The organism is Ruegeria atlantica, assembly GCF_947495585.1.
GTDB classification, from domain to species: Bacteria; Pseudomonadota; Alphaproteobacteria; order Rhodobacterales; family Rhodobacteraceae; genus Ruegeria; species Ruegeria atlantica_G.
Genome location: NZ_CANLZK010000006.1, coordinates 171,058 through 197,283, shown reverse-complemented (window position 1 = coordinate 197,283; position 26,226 = coordinate 171,058). Strand labels below are relative to the sequence as shown.

Annotated in this window: 23 protein-coding genes; 9 read left to right on the top strand and 14 right to left on the bottom strand. The window is 57.0% G+C overall.

Translation table 11 applies throughout. The features are described 5' to 3' along the window. Nucleotides 1-431: 431 nt before the first annotated feature. Both QMP16_RS12980 and QMP16_RS12975 read right to left on the bottom strand, forming a co-directional pair. On the bottom strand, nucleotides 432-674 hold the full coding sequence (locus tag QMP16_RS12980) for a hypothetical protein (RefSeq protein WP_282152709.1): 243 nt from the start codon (nucleotides 672-674) through the stop codon (nucleotides 432-434). A gap of 133 nt (nucleotides 675-807) precedes the next feature. Beyond that, complete coding sequence (locus QMP16_RS12975; RefSeq protein WP_282152708.1) at nucleotides 808-1,116, bottom strand: hypothetical protein; 309 nt, start codon at nucleotides 1,114-1,116, stop codon at nucleotides 808-810. Between the two features lie 679 nt (nucleotides 1,117-1,795). Between QMP16_RS12975 and QMP16_RS12970 the strand changes: the two genes are divergently transcribed. The 3 genes from QMP16_RS12970 to QMP16_RS12960 are packed head-to-tail and all read left to right on the top strand — an operon-like array spanning nucleotide 1,796 to nucleotide 3,932. Further along, nucleotides 1,796-2,806 carry a glycosyltransferase family 2 protein gene (locus tag QMP16_RS12970; RefSeq protein WP_282152707.1) on the top strand — a complete coding sequence of 337 codons (1,011 nt, stop codon included), beginning with the start codon at nucleotides 1,796-1,798 and terminating at the stop codon, nucleotides 2,804-2,806. Beyond that, nucleotides 2,806-3,546 (top strand): class I SAM-dependent methyltransferase, encoded by a 741-nt coding sequence (locus QMP16_RS12965; RefSeq protein WP_282152706.1) that lies wholly within the window; start codon nucleotides 2,806-2,808, stop codon nucleotides 3,544-3,546. Before QMP16_RS12970 ends, QMP16_RS12965 begins: the two co-directional genes overlap by 1 nt. Further along, nucleotides 3,543-3,932, top strand: a complete 390-nt coding sequence (locus tag QMP16_RS12960; RefSeq protein WP_282152705.1) for a GtrA family protein — start codon at nucleotides 3,543-3,545, stop codon at nucleotides 3,930-3,932. Before QMP16_RS12965 ends, QMP16_RS12960 begins: the two co-directional genes overlap by 4 nt. On the opposite strand, the gene QMP16_RS12955 is transcribed toward QMP16_RS12960, so the two are convergent. Beyond that, complete coding sequence (locus QMP16_RS12955) at nucleotides 3,914-5,707, bottom strand: DUF6798 domain-containing protein (protein WP_282152704.1); 1,794 nt, start codon at nucleotides 5,705-5,707, stop codon at nucleotides 3,914-3,916. The genes QMP16_RS12960 and QMP16_RS12955 overlap by 19 nt on opposite strands. Nucleotides 5,708-6,022: 315 nt before the next feature. After that, entirely contained in the window at nucleotides 6,023-6,295 is a 273-nt protein-coding gene (locus QMP16_RS12950; protein WP_282152703.1) for a hypothetical protein, read from the bottom strand. Between the two features lie 101 nt (nucleotides 6,296-6,396). Here QMP16_RS12950 and QMP16_RS12945 point away from each other — a divergent pair, with 101 nt between their 5' ends. Next, on the top strand, nucleotides 6,397-8,409 hold the full coding sequence (locus QMP16_RS12945) for a DEAD/DEAH box helicase (RefSeq protein WP_282152735.1): 2,013 nt from the start codon (nucleotides 6,397-6,399) through the stop codon (nucleotides 8,407-8,409). A gap of 61 nt (nucleotides 8,410-8,470) precedes the next feature. On the opposite strand, the gene QMP16_RS12940 is transcribed toward QMP16_RS12945, so the two are convergent. Genes QMP16_RS12940 through QMP16_RS12920 form a run of 5 tightly spaced genes read right to left on the bottom strand, consistent with a single transcriptional unit; the run spans nucleotide 8,471 to nucleotide 14,408 of the window. Continuing rightward, on the bottom strand, nucleotides 8,471-9,967 hold the full coding sequence (locus QMP16_RS12940; protein WP_282152702.1) for an AMP-binding protein: 1,497 nt from the start codon (nucleotides 9,965-9,967) through the stop codon (nucleotides 8,471-8,473). Then, nucleotides 9,964-11,385: an acylating sulfoacetaldehyde dehydrogenase gene (gene sauS / locus QMP16_RS12935; protein WP_282152701.1), complete on the bottom strand. Its 1,422-nt coding sequence runs from the start codon at nucleotides 11,383-11,385 to the stop codon at nucleotides 9,964-9,966. Before sauS ends, QMP16_RS12940 begins: the two co-directional genes overlap by 4 nt. 55 nt (nucleotides 11,386-11,440) lie before the next feature. After that, nucleotides 11,441-12,400 (bottom strand): Bug family tripartite tricarboxylate transporter substrate binding protein, encoded by a 960-nt coding sequence (locus QMP16_RS12930; protein ID WP_282152700.1) that lies wholly within the window; start codon nucleotides 12,398-12,400, stop codon nucleotides 11,441-11,443. 44 nt (nucleotides 12,401-12,444) lie between these two features. Continuing rightward, nucleotides 12,445-12,900, bottom strand: coding sequence for a tripartite tricarboxylate transporter TctB family protein (locus tag QMP16_RS12925; RefSeq protein ID WP_282152699.1), 456 nt, complete (start codon nucleotides 12,898-12,900; stop codon nucleotides 12,445-12,447). Further along, entirely contained in the window at nucleotides 12,897-14,408 is a 1,512-nt protein-coding gene (locus tag QMP16_RS12920) for a tripartite tricarboxylate transporter permease (protein ID WP_108860879.1), read from the bottom strand. Before QMP16_RS12920 ends, QMP16_RS12925 begins: the two co-directional genes overlap by 4 nt. A gap of 113 nt (nucleotides 14,409-14,521) precedes the next feature. Between QMP16_RS12920 and QMP16_RS12915 the strand changes: the two genes are divergently transcribed. Beyond that, on the top strand, nucleotides 14,522-15,550 hold the full coding sequence (locus QMP16_RS12915) for a LacI family DNA-binding transcriptional regulator (RefSeq protein ID WP_282152698.1): 1,029 nt from the start codon (nucleotides 14,522-14,524) through the stop codon (nucleotides 15,548-15,550). 18 nt (nucleotides 15,551-15,568) lie between these two features. Here the strand turns inward: QMP16_RS12915 and QMP16_RS12910 are convergent, their stop codons facing one another. From QMP16_RS12910 to QMP16_RS12890, 5 genes are read right to left on the bottom strand one after another with little or no spacing between them, the layout of a single operon-like run. Next, nucleotides 15,569-16,579: an Ldh family oxidoreductase gene (locus tag QMP16_RS12910; RefSeq protein ID WP_282152697.1), complete on the bottom strand. Its 1,011-nt coding sequence runs from the start codon at nucleotides 16,577-16,579 to the stop codon at nucleotides 15,569-15,571. Between the two features lie 10 nt (nucleotides 16,580-16,589). Further along, entirely contained in the window at nucleotides 16,590-17,219 is a 630-nt protein-coding gene (locus tag QMP16_RS12905; RefSeq protein ID WP_282152696.1) for a DUF3726 domain-containing protein, read from the bottom strand. Further along, the gene (locus tag QMP16_RS12900) at nucleotides 17,216-18,901 is read right to left on the bottom strand and encodes a hypothetical protein (RefSeq protein WP_282152695.1); all 1,686 of its coding nucleotides are present in this window, start codon (nucleotides 18,899-18,901) and stop codon (nucleotides 17,216-17,218) included. The genes QMP16_RS12905 and QMP16_RS12900 overlap by 4 nt, the downstream gene beginning before the upstream one ends. After that, nucleotides 18,898-19,875 (bottom strand): membrane dipeptidase, encoded by a 978-nt coding sequence (locus QMP16_RS12895; protein WP_282152694.1) that lies wholly within the window; start codon nucleotides 19,873-19,875, stop codon nucleotides 18,898-18,900. Before QMP16_RS12895 ends, QMP16_RS12900 begins: the two co-directional genes overlap by 4 nt. Then, nucleotides 19,875-21,338 carry an aldehyde dehydrogenase family protein gene (locus QMP16_RS12890; protein ID WP_432653405.1) on the bottom strand — a complete coding sequence of 488 codons (1,464 nt, stop codon included), beginning with the start codon at nucleotides 21,336-21,338 and terminating at the stop codon, nucleotides 19,875-19,877. The genes QMP16_RS12895 and QMP16_RS12890 overlap by 1 nt, the downstream gene beginning before the upstream one ends. An 85-nt stretch (nucleotides 21,339-21,423) precedes the next feature. On the opposite strand from QMP16_RS12890, the gene QMP16_RS12885 reads away from it, so the two are divergent. From QMP16_RS12885 to QMP16_RS12870, 4 genes are all read left to right on the top strand, one after another. Continuing rightward, nucleotides 21,424-22,296 carry a LysR family transcriptional regulator gene (locus tag QMP16_RS12885; RefSeq protein ID WP_058275410.1) on the top strand — a complete coding sequence of 291 codons (873 nt, stop codon included), beginning with the start codon at nucleotides 21,424-21,426 and terminating at the stop codon, nucleotides 22,294-22,296. A 256-nt stretch (nucleotides 22,297-22,552) separates the two neighbouring features. Then, nucleotides 22,553-23,503, top strand: a complete 951-nt coding sequence (locus QMP16_RS12880; protein ID WP_058279528.1) for a glycine betaine ABC transporter substrate-binding protein — start codon at nucleotides 22,553-22,555, stop codon at nucleotides 23,501-23,503. Nucleotides 23,504-23,581: 78 nt separating this feature from the next. Continuing rightward, nucleotides 23,582-24,619 carry a quaternary amine ABC transporter ATP-binding protein gene (locus QMP16_RS12875; protein ID WP_058275713.1) on the top strand — a complete coding sequence of 346 codons (1,038 nt, stop codon included), beginning with the start codon at nucleotides 23,582-23,584 and terminating at the stop codon, nucleotides 24,617-24,619. Beyond that, nucleotides 24,612-26,201 carry an ABC transporter permease gene (locus tag QMP16_RS12870; protein ID WP_058275411.1) on the top strand — a complete coding sequence of 530 codons (1,590 nt, stop codon included), beginning with the start codon at nucleotides 24,612-24,614 and terminating at the stop codon, nucleotides 26,199-26,201. Before QMP16_RS12875 ends, QMP16_RS12870 begins: the two co-directional genes overlap by 8 nt. The last annotated feature ends 25 nt before the right edge of the window (nucleotides 26,202-26,226 follow it).

The window sequence follows — 26,226 nt, the reverse complement described above, 5'->3', positions numbered from 1 at the left end:
AAGTTGCCGTTTAGGCAACATCGCGCCACTTGAATGACTGGTCTGTCGAAATCCGCTGCACTGCCCAACAAGAGGAGCGGCACTTGCGAGCAGTTTCTGCGATAGCGAATGCTGCGTAAGCAAAAGGCGGGTTCGTCCCGCATGTGAGACGATCAACAGCTGTGCAGCGAACGTCCGGTTCGGATTTGGGCGTAGTCGGCCGACCCGAACGGCCGCTTCTGTTGTTTCGGTTTGTCCTTTTTGCGCTTGCAGAGAATGGCTGGGCTCCGCCCTTTTTGAACGGTGCTGCAGGTGACATAGACGGCAGCTTCCGGACGCAAAAAGATCATCCGAACCTTTTCGCCAGATAACGCCCAGATGAGCAAACTCGACCTTCGACCCGACTCTTTCGGCTTCTCCTGGCCAGACGGTGGAGCTACTTTCAAAGGTCCTCATGGTTTTCCTGACCACGGGGTAAGGATGAAGCACCGGCCCTGCAATCTCTCGGCGGCCACAGTCCCGACCTTCTCCAACGCCGCTACGGCGCGTCTTCTGGCGGTCTGCTTCTTGATGCCGGCCGCCTCGAACAGCTTGGCGTCGACCTTCACCGATGTCTCGCCCGGCATTTTCATCCGCTGATGGATCGCGCAGAAGAGACGAGTGGTCGGTGGCAGAAACTGGCGCACGTCGGCCATCATTAGGATTGTGAAATCATCGCACCAGGCGGGGTTTGTTTTTGAGGACCTTTACAATTACTGGACCGGTTCGCCGGATACCAGCGAGGTTATGGTTTCCAGTTCCTTCGGCGAAACCGTAAAATCGGACAAGTCAAGCTTTGCCATCGATCAGATCTACGACGGTGTTGAACATCGCCCTGCCACGCAGCTCGTTGTATCGCTCGCCGGGCAAGGTGATGGCGCAATCCGCGGGCACCTCGATTCGGGCGATGGTGGTCGCGGCCCGGGTCATGATGGCTGCCACCTGTTGTGCCTCCTCGTAGATGGTCTCCGCGTCTCCAATCAGCACAAGCACGTCGTGAATCGGTGCGCAGATGCGATGCCCGGCCTCTGTCACCTCACAGGCAGCAACGCGCAAGCAGTCCGTGCCATTTGCCTGCATTGGGAAGTTTTCTAGCATCCGATGGTTGCGGAATTTTTAACATCGCGGCTGCACCGGCCATCCAAGCCGGGTCTCGATAACTTGTCTGCAGGAACCCTTTTCGATGATGCCCTCCAGCCCCCCCAGAACACGGGATATGTCTCGCGGTGGGCGTCGAGTAAGCGCAAGAAGGCATGAGACTACATGTAGGAGTGTGAGGACTAGGTTATATGCCGCCCCCGGGCAGCACTAATGTAAAAAAATACAAAAATTATGAGAAGCTTACCGATTCTCCGCGCTTTATCTATGTACAGCCCCATGGAAGGTATTGTGCTTGTCCAAATTAGGCGGAAATAACGCATCGCACTCGTTTTCAATCGCTAGACGGCCTATCCAACGCGCGCTATCCCCAGTCGAAAACAGCGCAATACGCCTCTGAAACACGACCAGCGGCGCTACAATTGACGTAATCGATTCGAGATCATGTTCGGACGACTGAAAGACTAGAGGCGAGTAGCCGCAGTTTACGCTAGGTGTCCGAAAGTCTTCTTGTCAGCAAGCATTCTCGTGGATCTAGTCAATTGCTGATTACGACTCCTGACCCTAGTCAAGCAAACAAGAAAAATTTCCTACTTGAAACGCCTAAGTTTTGCCTGATTGCGCCGATATTGTTGCCCACATCAATCTGGGATTACGCCAAACATCCTCAGGAGCCGAAATGGTAGCGAACAGACAAACGTTGCAGACTACGGGAGAAGCAATAAACACCTCCCGACCCAGCAAAGCAAAATTGGTTTCGCTTGTGGTGCCGGTTTGCAACGAGCAAGAAGCCATAGGGCCTTTTCTTGACAAGATCGAAGAAGTTTTCGCTCCGCTTGAGCCCGAATACCTCTACGAGGTGGTTTTTGTCAATGACGGCAGCCGCGACGCAACAGAGTTTGCCATTCGCAGTCGAATGCAGAAAAACTGCCACATCATTCTTTTAAATCTTTCGCGAAACTTCGGCAAAGAAGCCGCTATTTCAGCCGGGTTTGAACACTCTCGGGGTGATGCATGCATACCAATGGATGTCGATCTTCAGGATCCGCCCGATCTTATTCCGCAGATGCTTGATCATTGGGATCAGGGTGCAAAGGTTGTCAATGCAAAACGTATCTGCCGAGACAGCGACACCTGGCTCAAACGTAAAACGGCAGATGGGTTTTACAGCATCTTCAACGCCATGGCGGATCACCAAATCCCGCATAATGTCGGCGACTATCGCCTGATGGATCGGCAGGTCGTGGACGTGGTGCGCGACATGGGTGAACGAGTGCGCTTTAACAAAGCGATGTTCAGTTGGGTAGGCTTTGATGCCGTCGAAGTAACCTTCACGCGCCCGCAACGCAAAAACGGAACAAGCGCTTGGTCTTTTTGGAGCCTTTGGAAATTTGCGCTAGATGGGATATTTTCATCAACGACGGCCCCGCTTCATATTTGGACTTATGCAGGTGCCATTCTTGCGACCGTGTCGTTTCTGTACGCATTCGGCATTTTGGTGCAGACATTGATCTTTGGCGTAGTTGTACCAGGTTACGCTTCGACCCTTATTCTGATCCTGCTCTTTGGGGGGCTCAACCTCTTTGCGATCGGTATTCTCGGCGAATACATTGGGCGCATTTACTCAGAAGTCCAAGATCGACCACTTTACGTTCTTAGATCGGTTCACAAAGGTCAGGACGACAACTAATGGATCGTGCTGTGTTTGACCGCATGGCAGCACTCGAAGAAGTGCAATGGTGGTTCGTCGCCCGCCGCGAAATCCTGTCCGCAGTAATCTCAAGGCTAGTAAAACTGCCGGACGACGCGCGCATTCTCGAAGCAGGATGTGGCACAGGCGGAAATCTTGGCATGCTGGCGAAATTCGGTCATATTCGCGCGTTCGAACTTGATGCCGATGCGCGCCGGACTGCCGAAGTCAAAAGCGGTATCGCAATTGCCGAAGGCTCAATACCTGACGCGGTGCCCTTCGCTTCCGAAAAATTTGACCTTATTGGGCTTTTCGACGTACTCGAACATATCGAAGACGACGAAGCCACTCTGGGTGCCTTGGCAAACCGTCTTACATCAGACGGGCGTATCGTGATGACAGTGCCTGCATTCCAATGGCTTTGGTCGCGCCACGATGAACGCCACCACCATTTCCGCCGCTATACCCGTGCGCAACTCGCAGATGTTGCCGCGAAGGCCGGATTGCATATGGAGTATGGGTTCTATTTCAACACAGCCCTCTTTCCGCTGGCCGTAGCCAGTCGGGCAGTTAAGTCACTGTTCCGGATCGAAAAGGCTGATGACACACTACCTGCGCCACATGTCAATGCGGCACTCCGCGCTGTTTTTGCGGCTGAAAAACACCTTGTTGGCCGTCTCAGCCTGCCCGTCGGCCTCTCACTCTGCGCCGTGCTGACAACCAATCCAGCCTCTCAATGATTGGGCAGATTTCGCGCTTTGCCGGGATTGGCGTTTTGGCAACCATATTGCATGTCGTTGTTTCAATTGTTGCATTGAAATTCTTCGGCATCGCACCCTTGCTGGCAAACAGTGCCGGATTTGCCGCCGCCTTTAGCCTGTCATATCTGGGGCACGGCAGAATTACCTTTGACACATCACTCAAGCATCGTTTTCACGCGCCACGGTTTTTGACCGTGTCCGGCGTTGGCTTTCTACTTTCCACAGCCATTACCGAGCTGATCGCGGTACAACTTGGCGGACCTTTCGTTCTCGCAATGGCGGTTGTCGCCTTAGCCGTGCCCGTCTCAACCTTCTTGCTTTGCAAATTCTGGGTTTTTGCCCGTCCTCATTCCATCGACCCGTAAAGCGCCAACGTCTTCGTCAGGATCGGACGCGGCAAGTCAGGGCACTCGGGCGCTGTTTCTTCTGATGATACGCGGCGCAAATAATATTGCGCACCCGTCGTCCCCAACATTTCGGCCATATTGGCACAAGTCGCCTGACGGTTTTGTTCGTCATCCCAAAGGTATGCCGCACCCCAACCTCGCACAGAGCGATGTTCGGGTGCCGGGCGCGCGACCTCCTCAATTCGCGCCCGCGTCAATGAGGCTTGATCAGGTTGCGCCACCGAGAAAAGCTTGAAATCCACATAAGCACTCCGCTGCGCATATTGACGAAATTCCATCAGGCTCACAGGAATGATGAATAATGCATCAACCGGAGTTTCGGTTCGGATTTGCTCCAACGCCAAAAGCGTCGACTCAGGTAGATAAGGCGGGCGCGGCTGGGCAGGAAACAATATCAAGAGCGCAGCCCCAACGCCGCACAAAGCGGATGTCTGAGTCCGCGGTAGGTCGCCTGCCACCGCCATCGCAACACCGATTGCGATGAGAACAAGCCCTGCCGGCGTCATATTGAGGAACAGAAGCGTCGCCAGTAGAATCCCTGTCAACCAAACCCCGCGACCGGTCTTGGCGAGCCACATGCCCGCAACGGCCAAAGATGTGTTGACGGTAAAAAGAACTGGCGTAGAGCGGTTTGCATCTAGAATGAAAAAACCTACCCACTCAGCAATGGCAACTTTATAGACAACCAGTGTGACAAAATGGAGTAGCGTAAACCCTAGCAGCAGCCCTACCGCAAAACGCGCAATGCTCGATTTCTCGCGATGCAACAAAGCAGCACCAGCATAGCCTGCCAACAAGTATAGTGTGGTGATCATGATATCGAACCACGGTGGGTCATAATGCGCTGGTGCCCGGAACCGATAGGCATCCGTGATCAGATCAAACGTTACAATAATGTCTGGCTCTTTGAGGATTGCCTCAAAGAGCCAGATGGCTACGGGAAATGCCACAACACCCGCGGCAGCTGCCAGCTTCACCGCATCAAGTGGATTACGGACCAATGAACCAAGACCGATCACGATTGCGCCGTGAAACGCAGTCATTGGTTGCGCATAGGTTGCCAGCCCTAGGAAAAGTCCTGCGAGCCAATTCTTGCGAAAAAGTGCCGCGGCGACTGCTCCGATTACAAACGTCAAAGCCACGTTATGGTGATGAAAAAATGTGGATGTCAGCCCCCCGAAATCTCCCCGCCCCATGCCGTCGAGTTGAACAACCACACTGAGGCCAAGAACAATCGGTAGCGCCGCCACGGGCGCTTCAAGCGCGCGCAGCAACGACCAAATCGCCACCGATGTTATCATAGCCAAAAGCCACACACCCAAACGAAAGGCGGGCTCAACCCCAATTGTTGCCCGTCCTGTCCGATAAACCCACTCGTAGACATAGGCGTGGTTTTCAAAAAGCCGCAGCTGATCGTCATTCACAAAAAGTGCTGGGTTGATCCGGTGTTCAGTAAGTGGCCCATAGGCAAAATCGTCCCCGACCGGAAAGGCCTCATATCCAATCATGCAAGAAATAAGCAGCCCTAGCAACGCCGCGAAAAAAAAACTGCTCGTATTCATATTGATCTCACTGATAATGCTCTTTGTCTTTTTTGCCGCGACATGAAGTTGGATACAAGCAGCTGGACCGGGCGAAAACAGCAGTGTTGCGCGATACCGTATTGCGCCTGTCTTAACCCCCCTAAAACTGTGCCACCAATTGTCTGGTTTATACTGTTCGGCAAAGGCCACAAAGCGCCTCGGCTTCGCATCTGTGCCACCGACAATCCCTCGCGCCCCGTCAGGTTCGAGGCGAAAAACGACCAGGGCGTCGGGGCGCGCGCGTGTCCATGCTGCTTCAAATTTGTCCGGGGTGTCGCTCAGGAGGTCCAATGCCTCTTGAGCTTCTATGCCTGCATGGTCGACTTCGCGGGCCAATACCTTCAGATAAGCGGCAACTTGTGTGTGCGGTTCAATGGGCGAGTCATATCCTCGCCGATTTCGGGTGGCAGGTTCATTGCTGTTGGCTTTCGTTGGTTTGGAAAAAGGCGAAGAAGGCTGCTAGGCTTAAGTCTGCGCCAGATATTCTTGGACGGTAGGCTCATCCCGCCAGCGAAACCCGGCAAAAGTCCTATTCTCAATGGGCATGATCTTCTGGATGCCGAGCGTGTCGAGTTGTTCCGAGGGCGTAACACCCCGGAGTTTCAAGCCCGCCGCCGTCATGAACGGTTTCGAACCCGCTTTTGACAGCAGGCTGAAGCCGCAGACCAGTTCATCAAAATACACCTTCGAGACCGGCGGTTTTTTACTTCGGTCACCACAAAAGACACGGCTATACATTGCCAGCGACTCCCGTTAAGAGGCGGTCTTTAACCTTGGAAGATGCGCTGATTGCAATACCGCAAGGCACGTATCCCCCGGCTGATACAAAGAACACCACCGTGAAACAGACCATCGCAGATGCGCTTGCCCGCAAGGGTTACGATACTTTGACACAAGTCCAGCAGGCCGTGACACAGCCCGAGCTGGAAGGGCGCGATATGTTGGTGTCGGCGCAAACCGGATCGGGAAAAACCATCGGGTTCGGGTTGGCCATTGCACCACAGTTGCTGGGCGAAGATGAGACGTTCGGGGCGTCCGGCGCGCCGTTGGCTTTGGTGGTTGCGCCTACGCGAGAACTGGCCATGCAGGTCAAGCGTGAACTGAGCTGGCTATACTCTGATGCCGGCGCGTTTCTGGCCTCGTGTGTAGGTGGTATGGATATGCGTGATGAACGCCGGGCTTTGGCACGTGGGGCGCATATTGTCGTCGCAACGCCGGGTCGACTGCGCGATCATATCATGCGTGGGTCCATTGATTTGACCGCGATCCGGGCTGTGGTTCTGGACGAAGCCGATGAAATGCTGGACCTTGGATTTCGCGAGGATCTTGAGTTCATCCTGGATGAAACCCCGGCGGAGCGGCAAACGTTGCTGTTCTCGGCTACAGTCCCGCGCGCCATTGCTAGCCTGGCAACGCGCTATCAGCGCGATGCCGAGCGGGTGAGCACGGTCAGCGAGAAAACCCAACATGCTGATATCGAATATCGTGCGATGATGGTGGCGCCGCGGGACGGGGATAACGCGATCATCAATGCATTGCGGTATTACGAAGCCCCCAATGCTATCGTTTTCTGTAACACCCGCGCGATGGTGTCACGACTGACCACGCGGCTTTCCAACCGCGGGTTTTCTGTCGTGGCACTGTCTGGAGAGCTAACGCAGAGTGAACGCTCTAACGCGTTGCAGTCGATGCGCGACGGGCGTGCGAGGGTATGTGTGGCGACAGATGTCGCGGCGCGCGGAATTGATTTGCCTAACCTCGATCTGGTGATCCATGCCGAGTTGCCCAACAGTCACGAGACGCTTTTGCATCGTTCGGGACGCACGGGCCGGGCCGGACGAAAGGGCGTCAGTGCCCTGGTGGTCGAACCGTCATCGCGGAAAAAGGCAGAGCGTATTCTGAAGTTCGCAAAGCTCACGGCGGATTGGGGCGTCGCCCCGTCTTCGGATGAGGTGAACGAACGGGATCAGGCGCGGATGCTCGCCTCGGATGACTGGCAAGTCGAAGTTACCGAAAGCGAACAGGACGCGGTTCAGCACCTGGTTGAAAAATTTACCCCTGAGCAAATAGCGGCAGCGTATCTTCGTCAGTATAAATTGCGCCACTCAGCGCCGGAAGAGTTGGCCCCGGTGACGGCGGACCGCCCGAAACCCCGGGCCGCCTTTGGTCCGAGCGTTTGGTTTTCCTTGTCTGAAGGTCGCAACCAAAACGCATCGCCGCGACATTTGCTGCCGATGATCTGCAAGGCCGGTGATCTGACCAAAGACGATATCGGCGCGATCCGGATTGCCGATGATGTGTCTTACGTCGAGATCCGCGAAGCCAGTGTTGCAGGCTTTCTGGCGGCTGTTGGCCCGGGCATGAAAATCGAAGGTTCGAAAGACGTTGTACGCTTGGATGGCGCGCCTGACCTGCCAGCGTTTGAGCGTCCAAGGTCCAACCGCCCACCTAAGGGTAAACCGCGTCCGCGCAAAGGGGACACCACCCCCGTTGATTGGAACGATGCCCCGACGCCCCGTAACCGCAAACCCAAGCCAGAAGATCGCAAGCCCAAAAATCCTGCGGAACGCGGTTTCAAACAGACCCGATCAAAAGAACATGGCTCGACACCGCACCGCGACTCGTCACTGAGCGAGCCGGATGTTAAATTCACGGCAACGAGCGCAAAGAAGAAAACCCACAAAACGCCCGCTAACAAGAGCAAAGACGGAAGCGTAAAGCCCGGCGGTAAACCCACCAAAGGCCCGCCGCCGCCCAAGGGAAAACCCAGCAGCAAGAAGAATCGCGCCCGCGTTTCAGCCGCGAAAGCGGGCAAGGGCGGAGAGGCTGTGCCGAAACGGCGCAAGACTTAGCGCCGTTCAATGCACCGGGTCGGCCCCGGCTGCACGCCAGCGGGAATAGTCCTGCTGGTACTCAGCCCTGATCGTCAACGATTTCGAGTATCCGGTTGCGCTGAATCTTACCCGATGGCCCCTTTGGCAGATCGTGCAGGATGTGAACCTCGTCAGGGGATTTGAACCGACCCAGTTTGGTCTCACAAATCTGCAATAAGGTCAGCGGCGTCAGCACGGACCCTTCCCGGATTTTGACAGCGGCCTCGACGGTTTCGCCATAGCTGCGGCAGGGGCGTGCAAAGGCTGCGGCTTCGACAACGTCGGGGTGGGAATAAAGCGCCTCGTCGATTTCACGCGGGGCGATGTTCTCGCCGCCCTTGATGATCAGCTCTTTCAAGCGGCCCGTAACATAGACGTATCCATCCTCATCCATACGCGCCAGATCGCCGGTGCGAAGCCATCCATCGGCAGTAAACGTGCCTGCGGTCGCATCCGGATCCTTAAGGTATTCAAGCATCACATTTGGTCCGCGTATGACCAGTTCACCCTCGGTTCCGTGTGGGACGGGCTGTTGGTTCGCATCGCGGATCGCGGCGCCGTTTCCATAGGCAACACCTGGTGAGCCGATCTTGCGCACACCCGGCGGAAGTGGGTTCGAAAGGATCTGCGCGGCGGTTTCGGTAAGGCCCATGGTTTCGACGATGGGAACGTCGAACCGTTCTTCGAAAGCCCGTTGTACGTCCGGTGCCAGCGCGGACGAAGCAGAGCGCCCGAACCGCAACCGCTGACGGGTTTGGCTGTCCGGATTGGTGTCCGATTGCAGCAGATGAGAGATGATGGTGGGCACAACCGAAAACCAAGTGGCCTGAGTCTTTCCAAGGTTCTCCCAGAACCGGCTGGCCGAAAACCGCTCGCACATAGCCAGTGACCCGCCCGAAACGAGCGTTCCCATTACAGTCACGCAAAGACCGTTGATGTGATAGATCGGCAAGACGCAGAAACCGCGATCAGTGTCGGTCAGTTCATGTGCGACAGCGGTAGTCCAGCCGCCGGCCAAAAGGCTGGAATGGGTATGAACGACGCCCTTTGGTCTGCCGGTTGTGCCTGAGGTGTACATGAGAAGGGCATGATCTTCGGGCGTCAGGTCGTAAAGCTCGGTATCTGCGTCACCAGCATCGGCGATCTGCAAAGGCTTGGTCACGGCAGGGTCGGCTGTTCGGCCGAACAGCTCGGCTTGATCCGGGTGCACGAAGGCAAAGCGCGCGCCGCTGTGTTCAAGGGCGTAGGTCACGGCACTGTCCCCAGCGACGAGATTGATCATGGTTGCCCGGAATCCGCCATAGAGTACGCCGAACAAGGCGATAAGCGCCTCGCGACAATTGGGGTAGATAAGGGCGACGCTTTCGCCTTTTTGCGCCCCAAGGCCAGTCAGCATGCTTGCAACGTTTCTGGCCGAGCCGCGCAGTTCAGCCCAGCTCAGATCCTGTGCGCCATCGGGAAACACAAACCCGGTTCCGCCCTGATCGGCTCTTAGGTCCAGCCAGTCGCGGACCGTTCCTTTGGGCGGTTCCATCATTGGCCAGCCTCCCTCCAATACGCGCCGAATATATCCTCGAGTGCGGGTTCGCGTGGGGCTATTTCACGCACAATTTTGGTGGTCTGGACGAAGTGCCGCCAATGCAGGTTGGTGTCGATAGAGTTTCCGCCCCAGCTGCCGCATCCCATCGAAAGCGAAAAGGGCATTCCGTTGTTAAAGCTGCCGCCTGTTGCAAAGGTATGCGCCTGGTTCACGATAACCCGGCAGGTGGGTAACTCTCGGCCCAACTCAACAGCGCGCGCGTCGTCGCTTGTGTGAATGCCAACCGAATGTCCGGCCCCCTGATGGGCTAGGACACGCGCTGCAGTGGCCTTGGCAGCCGCATAGTCCGACGCCCGGTACAGCGCCAGAACGCGGCTCAGCTTCTCTCCGGACAGGGGATGATCGGGACCGATCCCATCTGTCTCTACCGCCAGAAACTTCGTGCCTTCGGGCGCTTTGTCTGCCATCCCCAACGCCTCAAGCATCTTGTCGGCGTCCTGAGCAATCGCGGATCGGTTGAGGTGCCCGTCCGGCCAGAGACGTGCAATGATACCTGCGGCATCGGAAGCGGGGACCAGCGCGCCACCTTCGGCGGCCATTGCTGCGACAAAGTCGTCATAGACTGCGTCCACCACTACAACCGCGTTCTCGGAGGAGCACGAAGTCGCATTGTCGAAACACTTCGACGCAGTGATTTTGGCCGCCGCCGCAGACAGATCGGCGGTTTCATCGACGATCACGATGACATTGCCCGCACCGACCGCGACGGCCGGTGTGCCGCAGGACTGGGCCCGGTGGACGTTGTTCTGGCTGCCGGTGCAGATCACCCGATCCGAGGTCTCCATCAGCCGTTGGGTTTTGGCCTTTGACCCCGGCGCGGGGATCATCTGGACCAGATCCCGATCCAGCCCCAGCTTGTCAAACTCGGCGTGAATGAAGCTTAGCAGTTTCTCGCAGGATGCAACGCCCTTGGGCGAGGGGGCGACGACGATGGCGTTGCCACCTTTGAGAGCATTAATGATGTTGTTGGCCGGTGTTGCGGCCGGATTGGTCGAAGGGACCACTGCGCCAATGACGCCGATCGCACGGGAGATTTCCGTGATGCCAGTTTCCGGATCGTCGCTTATGACGCCATATGTCTTTGCCTCGGCTATGTCGCGCAATAGACCCAGTGTCTTACGGTGGTTTTTGGTGATCTTGTCGGGGACATTGCCCAGCCCGGTGGTTTCAACCGCCAGTTCTGCCAGCGCCTGGTTGCGAGTAGGTTCCATGATCGCCCAGCCTGCCGCCAGCGCCGCCTTGTCATAGAGCGCCTGACTGCCAGTTGCCTCATAGGCAGTCTGAGCCTTGCGCGCCTGTGCCACGATCCGGTCCACTTCGGCAATTTCGGGGGCTATGTCGTTTGGAGCGTTCATTTTGGTCCTCGATTGGTTGTCCGGGGCGGGTTCTACCCGCCCCGATTGGGGTCGGTTAAAGACCCGCCAGCAGTTCGTTTAGCGTCTGTTGGCGCTGCGCCCACATCTCGATCACTTCGTCACGTGTCATGATGTGCATGGGCGAGCCACCCGCTTCCATCTTCTTGGAAACGCGGGAATTGGCGAACATCTCGGGTACGGTTGCTGCCAGTTTCTCGATCACCTCAGGAGGTGTCCCTTTGGGCACCATCACACCCCGGAAGTTGACCGATGAATTGTCTACGTCCAGCCCCTGTTCCATCATCGTCGGAACATCCGGCAGGAACGCGTTGCGCTCAAGATCAGCAACGCCGAGGATTTTCACGTTCCCAGCTTCTTGCGCACGGAAGGCGTCGGACAGGTTGTTGATACCACCCATGACTTCGCCTGCGATGACGGCTTTCATGGCTGCTGCTCCGCCACCTTTGGTCGGGATGTAGGCCATCTTGGTCCCGGCGGCCTTGTCGATCTGCAACGCCGCGATGTGGTGGCCCACAAAAAGGCCAGCACCGGATACGGTCAGCTTGCCCGGGTTTTCCTTGGCATAGGCGACAACATCATCCATTGAGTTGAATTCGCTGTCGGCGCCAACCACGAACACGGCCGGATCTGCACCCCAGTTCGCGATGGGTTCAAAGCTGTCGGTCGAATAATCGACGCCACCCTTGATCGACTGGGCGATGAAATGAGGAACGTTGTAGGCACCCAGCGTATAGCCGTCCGGATCGGCCTGAGTTGCGAACCAGTTCCAGCCCACGCGCCCACCGGCACCAGGCTTGTTGATGATGGCGATGGGCATTCCCAGCGCATCCTCGTTTCCAGATGTCATGGTGACGATCCGGGCTTGAAAATCGGTCGCGCCTCCGGCCCCGTAACTGACCATCATCATGATAGGCCGTTCCGGGTACTCCTCGGCCATTGCCGCGCCTGTCAGGCCCGTCAGAGCCATTGCTGCCCCTGCAATCAATCGTTTCATTTTGCGTTTCCTCCCTAAGTTGGTTCATCCGCGCATTTGCGTGTTCAGAACAGAATTTCTCTTGGTGTGTAGACGTTCAGAAGCATGGAAAAGAGCCCGTACATCACCGCCACAAATACGCCCGTGATGATCCCGCGTTTGATCCAGGTTTTGGCCTCGTTATGGGGCGCGGGGTCATAGATCGACAGAAGGGTAAAAAAGGCGATGGTTGTCGCGGTGTAGAACCCCAGCGTCTTCGCCGCCCAGAAAACATAGATCAGCGTGATGATCAGACCCGGCAGCATGTTCACGAACATCGTCCGTGTCACGCCGTTTCCGACCTTGGACAGACCCATGACCGCTTTGCCGAACGTCCATCCGGCCAGTACCACAAAGACCGTTGCGATCAGGCGTGGGAACAGGAATGCCTCGGCGGGTTGCTGCGTGTAACTGACCCATGCGACCCACAGGCCAACGGCAAAGACCAGACCTGACCCGAATACGTGCTGCGAGCGGTTCATGCCTGTGCCTCCTCTTTGGTGGTGTAGCGGCGGCTGCGCAGTTCCATCCAGACCGAATAGGCGATCGAGGCCAGTACCACGGCGATCAGGAACAGGTTCAATCCGCCGGTCATGAAGTATGAGGCTTTACCAACTGTGGCGTCAGCGATCATTCCACCCTGGATGAAGTTGGCCTCGGCGATTGGCCCGAGGATCAGACCCAGTACCAGCGGAGCAGCCGAGAAACCGAAGCGTTCCAAAAAGAACATTCCGATTCCGAGACATGCCATGACATAGACATCACCCATAGAGCCCTGAACCGAGTATGCACCGAAGACCGACAAGGCCAGAACGATGGCGGCCATGACGGATTGCGGAACCTGCGCAACACGGGCCGCAAGGCCTGCAACATAGAGGCCGAAGATACACATCAGAACTTGCCCAATCAGCATCGAGTTGATGAAGGTCCAGGCGACATCGGGGTGATTGTCAAACAGGTCCGAGCCCGGGAAAATCCCGTGGATCAGCAACCCACCCAACAGCACGGCGGCGGTCGGGCTGCCGGGGATGGACAGCGTCAGCAGCGGGACCAGCGAGGGGCCGACCATCGCGTTGTTTGCGGATTCCGCCGCGATCACACCCTCGGAATGGCCGGTGCCGAACTTTTCTTTTTCCGACGAGAACTTTTTGGTTTGGTCATAGGCGACAAGGCCCGCGATCTGCCCACCGACACCTGGGATCAGGCCGATGATCGAGCCCGTTAGCGTGCCGATGCTCAGCGCTCGGGTTCGGCTGAACAATTCTTTGAACGCCGCCATGATCGAGTGGCGCTGCACTTCGATCACCTCGGCACCTGTGTTGTGACGACCCTTGGCGAACATGGTCAACACCTGAGGTATCGCAAACAAGCCAATCAACGCGGCGATGATGTTGATGCCGCCTCCCAACGCGGGGTGAAAGATAAAGCGTTGCGCACCCATGATGTCGTCGAACCCGATCGTGGCCAACCACAACCCGATACAGCCCGACAGCAAACCTTTGACCACTGAGGCCGAGTCCAGCGTGCCAATGACCGTCACGCCCAGTATGGCTAGCCAAAACAGGTGCGATGGTCCAAAGGCAAGCGCCCATTGCGCCAAAACGGGCGTCAGGAAGATCAGCAGCAGAACGCCAAAGATTCCGCCCACGGCCGATGCCAGAAAAGACAGCTGCAAGGCGCGGGCACCTTCACCTTTTTTGGCCATCGTGTGGCCATCCAGAGTGGTGGCGATATTCGCCGGAGCGCCTGGGATCTTCAGCAAGATGGCACTGACCGCTCCGCCAGCCACGGTCGAAGTATAGGCCGCCCCCAGCAGGATCAGACCCTGCGCGGCCTCAAGTTGGAAGGTGAACGGGATCAACAGGGCCACCGCCATCGTTGGCGACAGGCCGGGTGTCGCGCCCAGGATCAGCCCTCCGATCGTGCCGCCCAATAGCAGCAGGAACGACATCGGCGTGAACACATCTCCGAAGTAGTAAATGAATTCCATCCTGGGCCTCCCAACCCGTCCGTTCGCACTTTTACCTTTGTTGACAAATCAGGTTAGGGGATGAAAATAGTATTGCAAATGTTTTCATAAATTTGACCGGGTAGGGTAAAATTATGTCTAACTTTCAAAAGGTTAAGGTGGATATTGTGGCTGTTGCAAAGGCTGCGAAGGTGTCGCCGTCTACGGTTTCGCGTACCTTCAATCACCCCGATCTGGTCAACCCGGCGACTCGCAAAAAGATCAACAAAGCGGTGCAGCGCTTGGGATACATCCGCAACCGCGCGGCCCAAACGATGCATGGAAAACGGTCGGGAACAATTGGCCTTGTCGTGCCCACAATCAACCACGCTATTTTTTCCGAGGTTATTCAGGCCTTTTCGGATTCGATCGACAAAGCAGGCTTCAGCTTGTTGCTGGCGTCACATGGGTATGATTTGGATCGGGAATACGCGATGGTTCGCAAGTTTCTTGAACATCGTGTAGACGGTGTGGCGCTGGTCGGGTTGGAACATTCCGATGCCACCAACCGCTTGATCACGCAGCAAAAGATACCCGCATTGGCAATCTGGAACTACTCAGAGGAATCACCCCTGCCTTGCGTGGGTGCGGACAACCATCTGGCCGGACGATTGGCGGCCGAACACCTGCTAGAGCTGGGGCACCGTGATATCGGGTTGATCTTTCCCGAAACTCAGGGGAACGACCGCGCGCAGCACCGCCTTTCCGCCGTGCATGACGCGTTGGGCGAACAGGGGGTTTCGGTGCCTGACGAGCATGAAACCCAAGCGCCTTATAGTGTTTCTCAGGCCAAGCAGGCTGCCCTGGCCCTTTTGACGACGCCGAAACGTCCGACGGCATTGCTGTGCGGCAATGACGTAATTGCGCAGGGCGCTCTGTTTGCTGCCCAAAAACTTGGATTAAGCGTTCCCGATGATCTGTCGATAATTGGTATCGGAGATTTCAAAGGCTCAGCTGACGTCGAGCCGGGCCTAACAACCATCCGTATTCCCGCAGAAACCATAGGGGCGCTGGCCGGTGAGAAATTTACCGACTTTATTACGTCGGATGACCCCAAGCACTTCAGCATCCGCTGTGATTTGGAATGTGTCGCCAGACAAACGACCCGTTCGCTGGCGACCTGACAGGCCCAGGCAGAATAGCTAGGCTATGATTGCCTCAATCTTATCCAGTGTGGCCGCATTGACGGCAACACCATCGGTCTGTGCCTGCCTGCGCTTGCCACCGCGCCCATCGCCGGGCAGATGCGCTCCGTTCTGTGCGCGGATTGCGCCGACCAACTCGCTGATCCCCGAAGCAAACGCATCGCCAGAGGTGGCGGTCGGGTCTATCGCAATGAAGAACTGCCCGGTCTTGGGCGGCCCACCGGCGGTGCCGGAAAAGGGCGAGGCGTTAATGCCAAGGGTCGCTCCGGTCAAAGCTGCGGCCATGATCTCTGTCAGTAGGGCAACACCGACGCCTTTGTAGCCGCCTGACGGTGCCATCGACCCCTTAAGGCCGACATTGGGGTCTGTGGTCGGGTTGCCATCTGTGTCTAGAGCCCAGCCAACCGGGATCGGTTTGCCTTCGCGCGCATGTTTCATGACCTCGCTTTTGGCAATCGTGCTGGCGCTTTGGTCGATCAGCAGGGCAGGCTGGCCCTCCGCGCCGGGCGCGGCGATCGAGAAGGGGTTGGTTCCGACGACTGGTTTCGCACCGCCCGAAGGCGCGATCGAAGCCGGAGCATTGGTGAACCCCAAACCAACCAACCCGGCCTGCGCCAACCGGTATGTGTGGTAGCCAAGGACACCGCAGTTATAGCTGTTGCGGATCGACAGTGCCGCGATCCCTTGTTCACGTGCAGCTGGGATAAGGACCTCAAAACCCATATCAATTGCGGAATGGGCAAAGCCGGTTGCTGCGTCCACATTCACTGCGCCGGGGCGCGGGCGCGACAGTTCCGGTTGGGCCGTTCCGTCCACTTTCCCACATTGCACGTGCTCGCAATATATCGGGATGTAGGCCAGCCCGTGGCTGGCAACCCCATCCGCCTCGGTTGCAGCCGTCGCAACGGCCAATGGCCGGGCGTTGGCTTCAGCGGTTCCTGCGGCAACAAGCGCACGGAAGGCGAGATCTTCGATCTGCTCAAGGGTCAGTGTACGGGTTTCAATCATTGGGGCCTCTTCAATCGTTGTCGGATAAGCCCGCGCCGGCCCCGCGCAGGCGGGATTCCTCGGTGGCGGGGGCGTATGTGCGGTGGGCGAACCGGTTTAGTACCGCCCAATCGGTCGGATCGGGTTCAGCCCGTGTTCGATGCGGGACGGGGGCGGTAAGTTGGCCGCCAAGGTGCACAGATACCTGATGTGCCCGGTCCGGGATCGGGGCGTCCAGGGACAAGTCAAAACCGTCGGTTTCCGCTAGTGCGTGGTCATAATCTACGCTCACGCAGGTCGCTAGAAAGCGTGCGGCATTGGCCGCAAATGGAAGCAGCAGTGCGGGTACGGCTACGTTTCTTATTGCTATCGGGGATGAATTCAGGCGGTGGGCACAATCAGACAATAATGCGCCGGTCACCAATGGGCACAGCTGGTTTTCGCTCTGCCATTCGCCGCTCAGATCGGACGGGGCGTGTGTCTTTGGTGTGCTCGCCAAATCCAGTTGCAGCAGCTGAGCCAAAGCACCGGTACCGTTTTGCCCGTGCGCGCACAGCCAGCGCGTTGCTTTCGCGGCTTCCTCAGCCAGTCCCCAGCTGTATCCAGCTCCTCGGGTCGCGCGTTTTGCCGTGGCTTCGACCTCATTCAGCGAGACGTTCATTGGGAAAGCTCCGGATAAACCCACAGATCTGCGGTTTTGGCATTCAGGTCTTCGGGGTAGGGGGCGCCAGCGTACATGCAGATACGCACCCAGCGGTCCGAGCGTGGGTCAAAATGCGTAGCACCAAAAAAGGATAACTTGGCCCGGAGCATATCGATGGGCATGACCCCAGCGCTGATCGTGTTGTCGCGAAGCTCGCCATATGGCGCGACAAGGCCGATCTGCGCACGCCGGATCGTGTGACGGTGTTCAGGATGGCGCAGAAGGAACTCGGCTATCGATCTGTCGTCCTGCCAATTCTCAAGGTCCGCATAGGCCAGCGCGGCGTCTCTGGCCGGGGCAAGGGGCTGTTCGTATTCGGCAATTGGTTCCTCGAACCGTTCACCCAAGCGTGGTTCCAGTTTTTCTTCAGACACGTACCAGGCGCGCGCGCAGTTTGCCTCTGCCGACCATTCCAAATCCAACGCCCAACCAAAGCGGTCCTGAATCGCGGTGCGGACCTGATCGACGGTCATGCCCCCGTTGATAACCTGTGCCTGCGCATTCCCGTCAGCCATACAGCCGGTCAGGCCATCCACCAGATCGCCATAGGGTTCCAGAACAAGCGATGCGAGCAGTTCCTGCCCTTCTTCACCAAGTGCGGTTTCGGACCATCGGATCAGTCTGTCCCACGGGTGGTCCTGCGTTAGGTTATTCTGGTCCAGATAACTGGTAATTGCCGCAAGATCGGCATTCAGCGACGCAAGCTTTTCAATCTGGACCGGGTGCTCTGATCGCCACCACGACATCGACAGCTTGCTGCGATCGTAGATTTCCCGAAAGTGCCGGGCTGCATCCTCGGACGCCGTTTGCAACGATCGCACACGCGAAAGAGCTTCTTCACGTGCCATGATCCAGTTGTTGAACAGCACCGGGTGGTTCACGATGAACGGAGCCATGCCAAGGCCGGTAGAGTTACCGATGCCCAGCCACTGCGCAATCTCGGGGTCCAGATCCGCCGTCTGCATGCCGCCTTTGGCGAGGGCCAAATGTTGCACCAGATCGCGGACAAATGTTCGCGTCAGGTAGACCGACAGCATTTCCGCCTGAAACGGCGCGTGCAGTTCTGGCCGGTTCGCTATCTTCTCACGATCCGCGGCGCCGAACTTGCCCGATCCGTATACGGCCGTCGTCCGCATCAGGTAGCCGACTTTATGGATTTGCTCCAAGTCGGGCTGTTGTCCGGCAGCCAACCTGTCAACCACGTGTTTCCACAAACGCACGGACCGGTTGGCACGAGACAGTGACAGCTCGCTTTCGCTTACGCGCCCTGCCTCTTGCAAAGGAACGTTTTCTGACAGGCGTTGGATGTCCTGCTCCGTTGGGATGCCATCGAATAATGCGAAAGTGGCGTCCCACGCCTCGGCGATCACCCGGTCCGACCGTTGTTCAGGCGGCAGGTCATGGGCGAACGCAACCAGCGAATAGGCGCGATCCGGACCTTGCGCCGTGTAGACAGCGTGGCCGACGCCGTTATCGTCGATTGCAAATACGGGGCGGTTAAAGGACCAGTCCTCACGCGCCAAGCGCCGGGTCAGTTGCCGCATGAAGCTGAGCCTACACTGATGTAATGATCCCAGTCGTGACAGGCGCATGACCTGCTCGGGATCGCGTCGCGGGATATCAGTGCCGGTTTGGTTCATGCGGGTTGCGGTCCGAAGTTCTTTTCGAAGAAGCGGTACCAGTTTCCGCCCATGATACCCGAGATTTCGTCGGCGTTCATGCCAACGCCGCGAAGCCCGGTTTCGATATTGCCAAAGTCGCGATTGTCCTCGAACCAGCTCGGCATCGGCGGAAAGCCGGGATTGCTGGCGGAACCTTCACCATAGTCAATTTCTTTGGTCCAGCGACCAACGCGCATCCATTCGACGATGCTGTCGGGTTGATCCTGACACAGGTCAGTTCCAATCCCCAGATTTTGTGCACCGTATTTTTCGGCCGTACGGGCGATCATCTCGCAAAAACTCTCCAAAGTGCAGTCGGATTTGTCTTTCAGGTGATGAGGGTAGACCGAAAAGCCCAACATCCCACCGTTTTCCGTCACTGCCCGGATCACCGCGTCACGCTTGTTGCGCAGGGCCGGGGACCACTCGTGCGGATTGGCGTGGGTGATGGCGATGGGACGTTCGGACATCTCGGCGGCCTCAATGGTCGAGCGATCCGCCGAATGGCTCATGTCGACGACAAGGCCTACGCGGTTCATCTCTTTGATGACCTGTTTGCCCATGCGGGTGATGCCGGTATCTTCAGCCTCATAGCAGCCGGTCGCCAGCAGCGACTGGTTGTTATAGGTCAGCTGCATGAAACGCGCGCCCAGATCGTGCAGGATCTCCACCAGCCCGATATCGTCTTCGATGGGCGATGGGTTCTGGAAGCCAAAGAACACAGCCGTCCGACCGGTTTCCCGGGCGATGTCGATGTCGCTGGCCCAACGGCCTTTCATGATCAGGTCGGGGTATTGCTCGAACCAGCGGTTCCACTTTTCAAAGTTCAGAACCGTTTCGCGGAAGTTCTCGTGATACGAGATGGTGACGTGGATTGCGTCCACGCCCCCTTCACGTAGCTGCCGAAAAATCTTCTCCGACCAGTTGGCGTATTGCAGCCCGTCGATGCGCATCAGACCGGTGTTCCCGCGCTGATGTAGGCTGTTTTAACAGTGGTATAGAATTCAGCAGCTGCCTTACCCTGTTCACGTGGACCGTACGAGCTGTCGCCGCGCCCGCCGAACGGAACGTGATAGTCAGTGCCTGCGGTCGGCAGGTTGACTGTGACAACACCGGTGCGTGCGTTGCGGCGGAAGTGCGTTGCGCGCGCAAGGCTTTGCGTCACGATGCCCGAAGTCAGTCCAAAGTTGGTTGCGTTCACTACGCTCAGCGCTTCGTCATAGCTGCCGACCTTGATGACGCTGGTCAACGGCGCGAACATCTCTTCGCGGTTGATCCGCATATCGTTGTTGGTGTTCAGGAACACGCCGGGGGACATGTAGAAACCGTCATGCGGCATCTCAAGTCGCTGACCACCGCAGGCCAGCTCGGCACCTTCGGATTTACCCAGATCGACATAGGCCAAATTTTCGTTCAGTTGCTGTTCACTGACGACCGGCCCCATTTGAACGCCGTCTTCCAGCGCGTGGCCGACTTTCATGGCCTGCGCACCCGCGACAAGTTTTTCGACAAATGCATCGTGCACACCGGCATGAACGACCAGACGCGAGGATGCGGTACATTTTTGACCTGTACCGCCAAAAGCTCCGCCCAATGCCAGCGTCACCGCCAGATCCAGATCGGCGTCATCCATCACGGCCAGCGCGTTTTTCGATCCCATCTCCATCTGAACTTTGGTCAGGTTCTGAATCGCAGCGGCCGCGATGCCTTTGCCAACCGGAACGGAACCGGTGAAGGAAATCGCGTTGACCTTGGGGCTTTCAACCAGCCGCTGGCCGATCGAGCGGCCCGACCCCATGACAAGGCTGAACAGACCCTTGGGGATGTCCTGCCGTTCGATGATCTCGGTCAGGGCCACGGCAGAAGCCGGCGTGATGTTGGCGGGCTTCCAGACAACTGCGTTGCCATAGCACAGCGCCGGAGCAATCTTCCACGACGCGGTCGCGGTCGGGAAGTTCCACGGGCTGATGATGGCAACCACGCCCACGGCCTCGCGGCGTACGTCAATTTCAACACCGGGGCGGACGCTGTCGGCGTTCTCACCGATCTGGCGCAGACATTCCGCTGCGTAATAGGTAAAGAACTGACCGGCGCGGTAAACCTCGCCTTTGCCTTCGGCCAGCGGCTTGCCTTCTTCGCGGGCCAGCAGCGTGCCCAGCTCTTCGGCGCGCGACATCAGCTCGTTGCCGATGTTCATCAAAACCGCTTGCTTGCGCTCGGGACCGTAGGCTTCCCATTCTGCCTGTGCCACACGCGCCTGATCCAATGTGGCCTCAAGCTGATCGGCGCTGGCCTGTGCGAACATGCCAACCAGATCGCTCAGATCCGAAGGATTGCGGTTTTCAGTTTCGGTCTCGCCCGCCAGCCATTCGCCAGCAATCAGGTTCAGTTTTGTCACGATGCGCCCCAGAGTCATGAAAATTGGTCTGGCGCAGAATGGCTTTTTGAGTAGATATCAGTCAAACTCAAATAAATTGAGCAAACTTCAAAAAAGGTGAAGCTTGGCGATCAAGATCGAGACCTTGCGGTGTTTTTGCACGGTTGCCCAAACAGGCAACCTGATCGAGGCGGCCGACCGGTTGGGCCGAACTCAGTCGGCGGTCTCGATGACCCTCAAGCAGTTTGAGGATCATCTTGGCAAAAAGCTCTTTGAGGGAGAGCGCAAAAACCAGTTGTCCCCGTTGGGGTTACAGGTTTTCGAAGTGGCATTGAAACAAGTCCGCCAATTCGATCAGGCCGTCTTGGATATCATGGCCGCAGCAAAAGCAGAGCACGGGTTGCTGCGCATCGCGTCCGTTCCATCGGTTGCGGCGCTGATTTTTCCTAAGGTTCTGGCCTATGTCACAGAACGCTTTCCCGGAGTAAAAGTCGAATTGCGCGACACAGACACTCAGCAGGTATTGGACGCACTGGTTGAGGGTAAAGCGGATATTGGCATCGCCTCAGGTCAGCACGCGCTGAACGGAGTTCGGTCGCTTCCGTTGTTCGAAGACAGGTTTGGGCTGGTATGCGCCTCTGATCACCGTTTGATACGACAGCCAAATACGCCAACAATTGACGAAGTCCTGACACTTCCGTTTATACGAAACGCGCTCTGCGATCTGATTCAATCGCCCAAGTTTCGGGCATCCGAGGCGCAGGCGGATGTTACTGTTCACAACACCCATTCCCTCATCACAATGGTCAAGACCGGGGATTGGGTAACGGTGTTGCCGCAATCGGTCGCAAGTTTCATGCCCGAGGCGACGGCGTTTCGCGAAATTGCGGATTTGCCCGATCAGCGCCAGGTCTGCCTCTATGTCAGTGAACATGCGCGGTTCAAGCATCTGACAGAAGAGGCAGTCGCTTACATTCTGGAACTGGGCGCTGCCTGATGGCAGAGTACGAGTTCACGGCCAATTTTCGACAAAGCCGAAACATTTCTATGATAATATCGAATTTGAGTGCTTCTTGGACGTAACGCTTGATGGGTGACGCGTCACCATGTTTCAATTTTTCTTGCCGGGTCGGCGCATCGTGCGGCTGACCCAAAAATGGGAGAGCATCGGCTTTCCGACTTTGTTTGCAAGGTGCACCACGGCCCTCGGGCATAGAAAAACAGCGCCGCAGACGTCCAACATGGAGACACAAATGAAAAAATTAGCCACGTTACTGGGAGGCGCATCCGCTGTGATCGCTGGACCCGCCCTTGCTGCTGATATCGTGATCGGCGTGCCGAACTGGCCTTCGGTAAATGCGACGGCACATATTTTGAAGGTCGCGATCGAACAGAACCTCGGTCTTGAGGTTGAACTTCAGAATGGCACCAACCCGATTGTGTTCGAGGCGATGGACTCTGGTGCCATGCACGTACACCCCGAAGTTTGGATGCCCAACCAGCAAAACCTGCATGATACCTACGTAAAAGATAAGGGTACGGTTACGTTCAACGCGAATGGCGTTGAAGCCTTTCAGGGTATGTGCGTCGACAAGGCAACCGCCGAAGCACATGGCATTACGTCCATTGAGGACCTGACAAACCCCGACAATGCTGCGCTGTTTGACAGCAACGGTGACGGGCAGGGTGAGCTATGGATCGGTGCGCCGGGATGGGCGTCGACCAACGTCGAAAAAATTCGGGCCAAATCCTACGGTTATGACCAAGTTTTTGAACTGACAGAAATCGATGAGACAGTGGCTTACGCGAATCTCGACAATGCAATCAAGGCTGGCGAGCCGTGGGTTGGGTTCTGCTACACGCCGCATTACGTGTTCGCCCTGCATGACATGCAGATTCTGGAAGAACCGGCGTACGACGCAGCCAAGTGGAACGTGCTGCAGCCCACAGATGATCCGGACTGGCTAGAAAAATCCGAGGCCGGCGTTGCCTGGGATCTTGCCTACCTGCATTTGCACTTCGCAAAGTCGCTTGAGGAAGAATATCCGGAAGTGGCGACCATGCTGTCCAACATGAAACTGGATACGGACACGGTTTCGGCGATGACCTTTGCATTGGTGATCGAAGGCCAAGAGCCTTTGGCTTATGCCGAGGAATGGGTCGGTGCGAACGAAGATGCCGTTCTGGGTTGGATGTCAAATTGATTGACGCCCACCGGAATTGAAACTCTGGCAGGCCGTCGGGACAGCCCCGGCGGCCTGTTTTGCACCAAAGGGACAAAAATGACCGAAACAGTCGTTAAACTGACGGATGTCTGGAAGATCTTTGGCGCAAAAGCCGAAGAAGCCATGGAAGCCGTCCGGAATGAAGGCATCGGAAAGCCTGAAGTTCTGGAAAGATTCAATTGTGTCGTTGGCGTGCAGGGCGCGTCATTCGAAGTGCCAAGGGGCGAGATTTTCTGCATCATGGGCCTGTCAGGCTCTGGCAAATCAACGCTGGTACGGCACGTCAATCGCCTGATCGAACCGACCGCCGGAAAAATCGAAATTCTGGGGCAGGATGTCTCCAAGATTTCCGAGGCCGAGCTGCGTCGCATTCGGGCCATGCAAATCGGGATGGTGTTTCAGCACATGGCACTGATGCCGCACCGATCGGTTCGCGATAATGTCGCCTACCCGCTGGAAATCCGCAAAGTGTCGAAATCGAAACGCTGGGCGGTTTCGGATCACGCCTTAGGGTTGGTAGACCTGACAGGCTACGAAGACCGCCTGCCCAAAGAATTATCGGGCGGCATGCAGCAACGTGTTGGGATTGCCCGCGCGCTGGCCTCGGACCCCGAGATCCTGCTGATGGATGAGCCGTTTTCAGCCCTTGATCCGCTGATCCGCCTGCAATTGCAGGACCAGTTCAAGGCACTGGTGGCGCAATTGAAAAAGACGACGCTGTTCATCACGCACGATCTGGACGAGGCCATTCGCATAGGCCATCGCATCGCCATCATGAAAGACGGTGTCATTGTGCAGATCGGTACGCCGGAAGATATCGTCATGAACCCGGCAGACGATTACGTGCGAGAGTTCGTGCAGGGCATTTCCAAGCTGAAACTGGTCAAGGCGCATTCGATCATGGAGCCGATCGAAAGTTACTCTGGCCCGACCGATGGCGCACCACGCGCGGATGAAGGGGCGGATTTGGACCAGTTGATCGACCTTGCCGTCAATACGGACCTTCCGGTCATCATTACCGATGCTGGCGCTGATGTAGGCGTGGTCACTAAACCGCGTTTGCTGCGCGGAATTCAGGGGGGCAAAAATGACTGATGCAACCACGGAAGTAAAAGTCACGGCCGCCTCGGATATCGAAGTCGACCGCGAGGCGCTGGACCGCTCGATCCACGAATTTACCGGGCCAAACGGCGACTACTACGTCAACGCGTTTCACAAAATTCATGACGCGACCAGCGGTATTCCCAATACCTTCAACATCTGGGCGGCTGTTTTGGGACCATTCTGGTCTGCGTCCCGCGCGATCTGGGGGATGTTCTGGACTTTCCTGATCCTGGAAATCATCGCCTGGGTTCAGATCGGCCGCGGTGCCTGGGGCAACCCCGGCGCTGATCTGGCCGAACGGGCTGAACGTCAGCAGACCCGCGCGAACGAGCTATTGGAACGTGCGACTGCGGCCACCGAAAAGGCGGACATTGACCGGTTCAACAAGTTGGCAGCGAATATCCAGAAGGCCGCAGATGCCAGTTTTGAGAAAGCGGCGTCCGCCCAGTCTGAGGCGTTTGGCATCATGGTTACAGGCCTGTTGATGTTGTTGGTTTTCAAGCTTGCGCAAGGTTTTTATGCGGACCGCGTGTACGAAAAGCAGTACTCGAATTGGCGGACAGATCCTGCCAGCACCGAAAGCGGCCGCTCGACCCGCAACACTGTTCTGGGTGCTGTTTTGGTGGCCGCAATTGGCCCACTGATCGTGTACAAATTCACCGTCAACGCCTCACTCCCATTGTTGGATGCATTTCCCGAGCAGGAAGTCTCCGCGATGATATTGGGCGAAGGCAACGGAACGTTGTTCTCAAACTTGGCAAGCTGGATGGAGGCGCAGATAGATGCAGCCGCCGCAGCTGGCGGGGATGTATTCGACGGTATCGTGGCGGGTGTGCGATCTGTTCTGGATGCGTTGACGGTGGCATTGATCGGTTCCCCGTGGCCAGTTGTGATGTTGGTGATCTGTGTGACCGCGTGGCGCGCGGCAGGGCCAAGGGTGGCAATCTTCACCGCGTCTTCGTTGGCCTATATCGCGCTTCTGGGGTATTGGGATGTGGCGATGGAAACCGTGGCCTTGGTGGGCGCGGCGGTGCTGTTATGCGTGGTTTTTGGCATTCCGCTAGGCATCTGGTTCGGCAAATCCAAGCGCGCCTACCGGGCGGCCGAGCCGGTGTTGGACCTGATGCAGACATTGCCTGCGTTTGTCTACTTGATCCCAATCATCGCTTTCTTTGGCACAGGCAACCCGCCGGGCATTCTGGCGACGATCATCTTTGGCATGCCGCCGGTCATTCGCTTGACCGCGCTGGGGATGCGCGGGGTTCCGGAAAGCATCAAAGAGGCTGCCGTGGCCTTTGGCGCATCGAAATGGCAGTTGCTCAAGGATGTTGAGATCCCGCTTGCCCTGCCGTCGATCATGACCGGCGTGAACCAGACCATTCTGATGTGCTTGTCGATGGTGGTGATTATCTCGCTGATCGGCGGTGGAGGTCTGGGCAAGGAAATCCTTGAGGCGCTGCAATACGCTGCCAAAGGTCCGGGTCTGCTGGGTGGGTTCGCCATCCTGTTCCTGGCCATGGTCATGGACCGTATCGTTCAAGGTGCCTTCCGCCGAGAAGACGAGAAACTCTGAACGCAAACGCCCCCGGTTCACATCG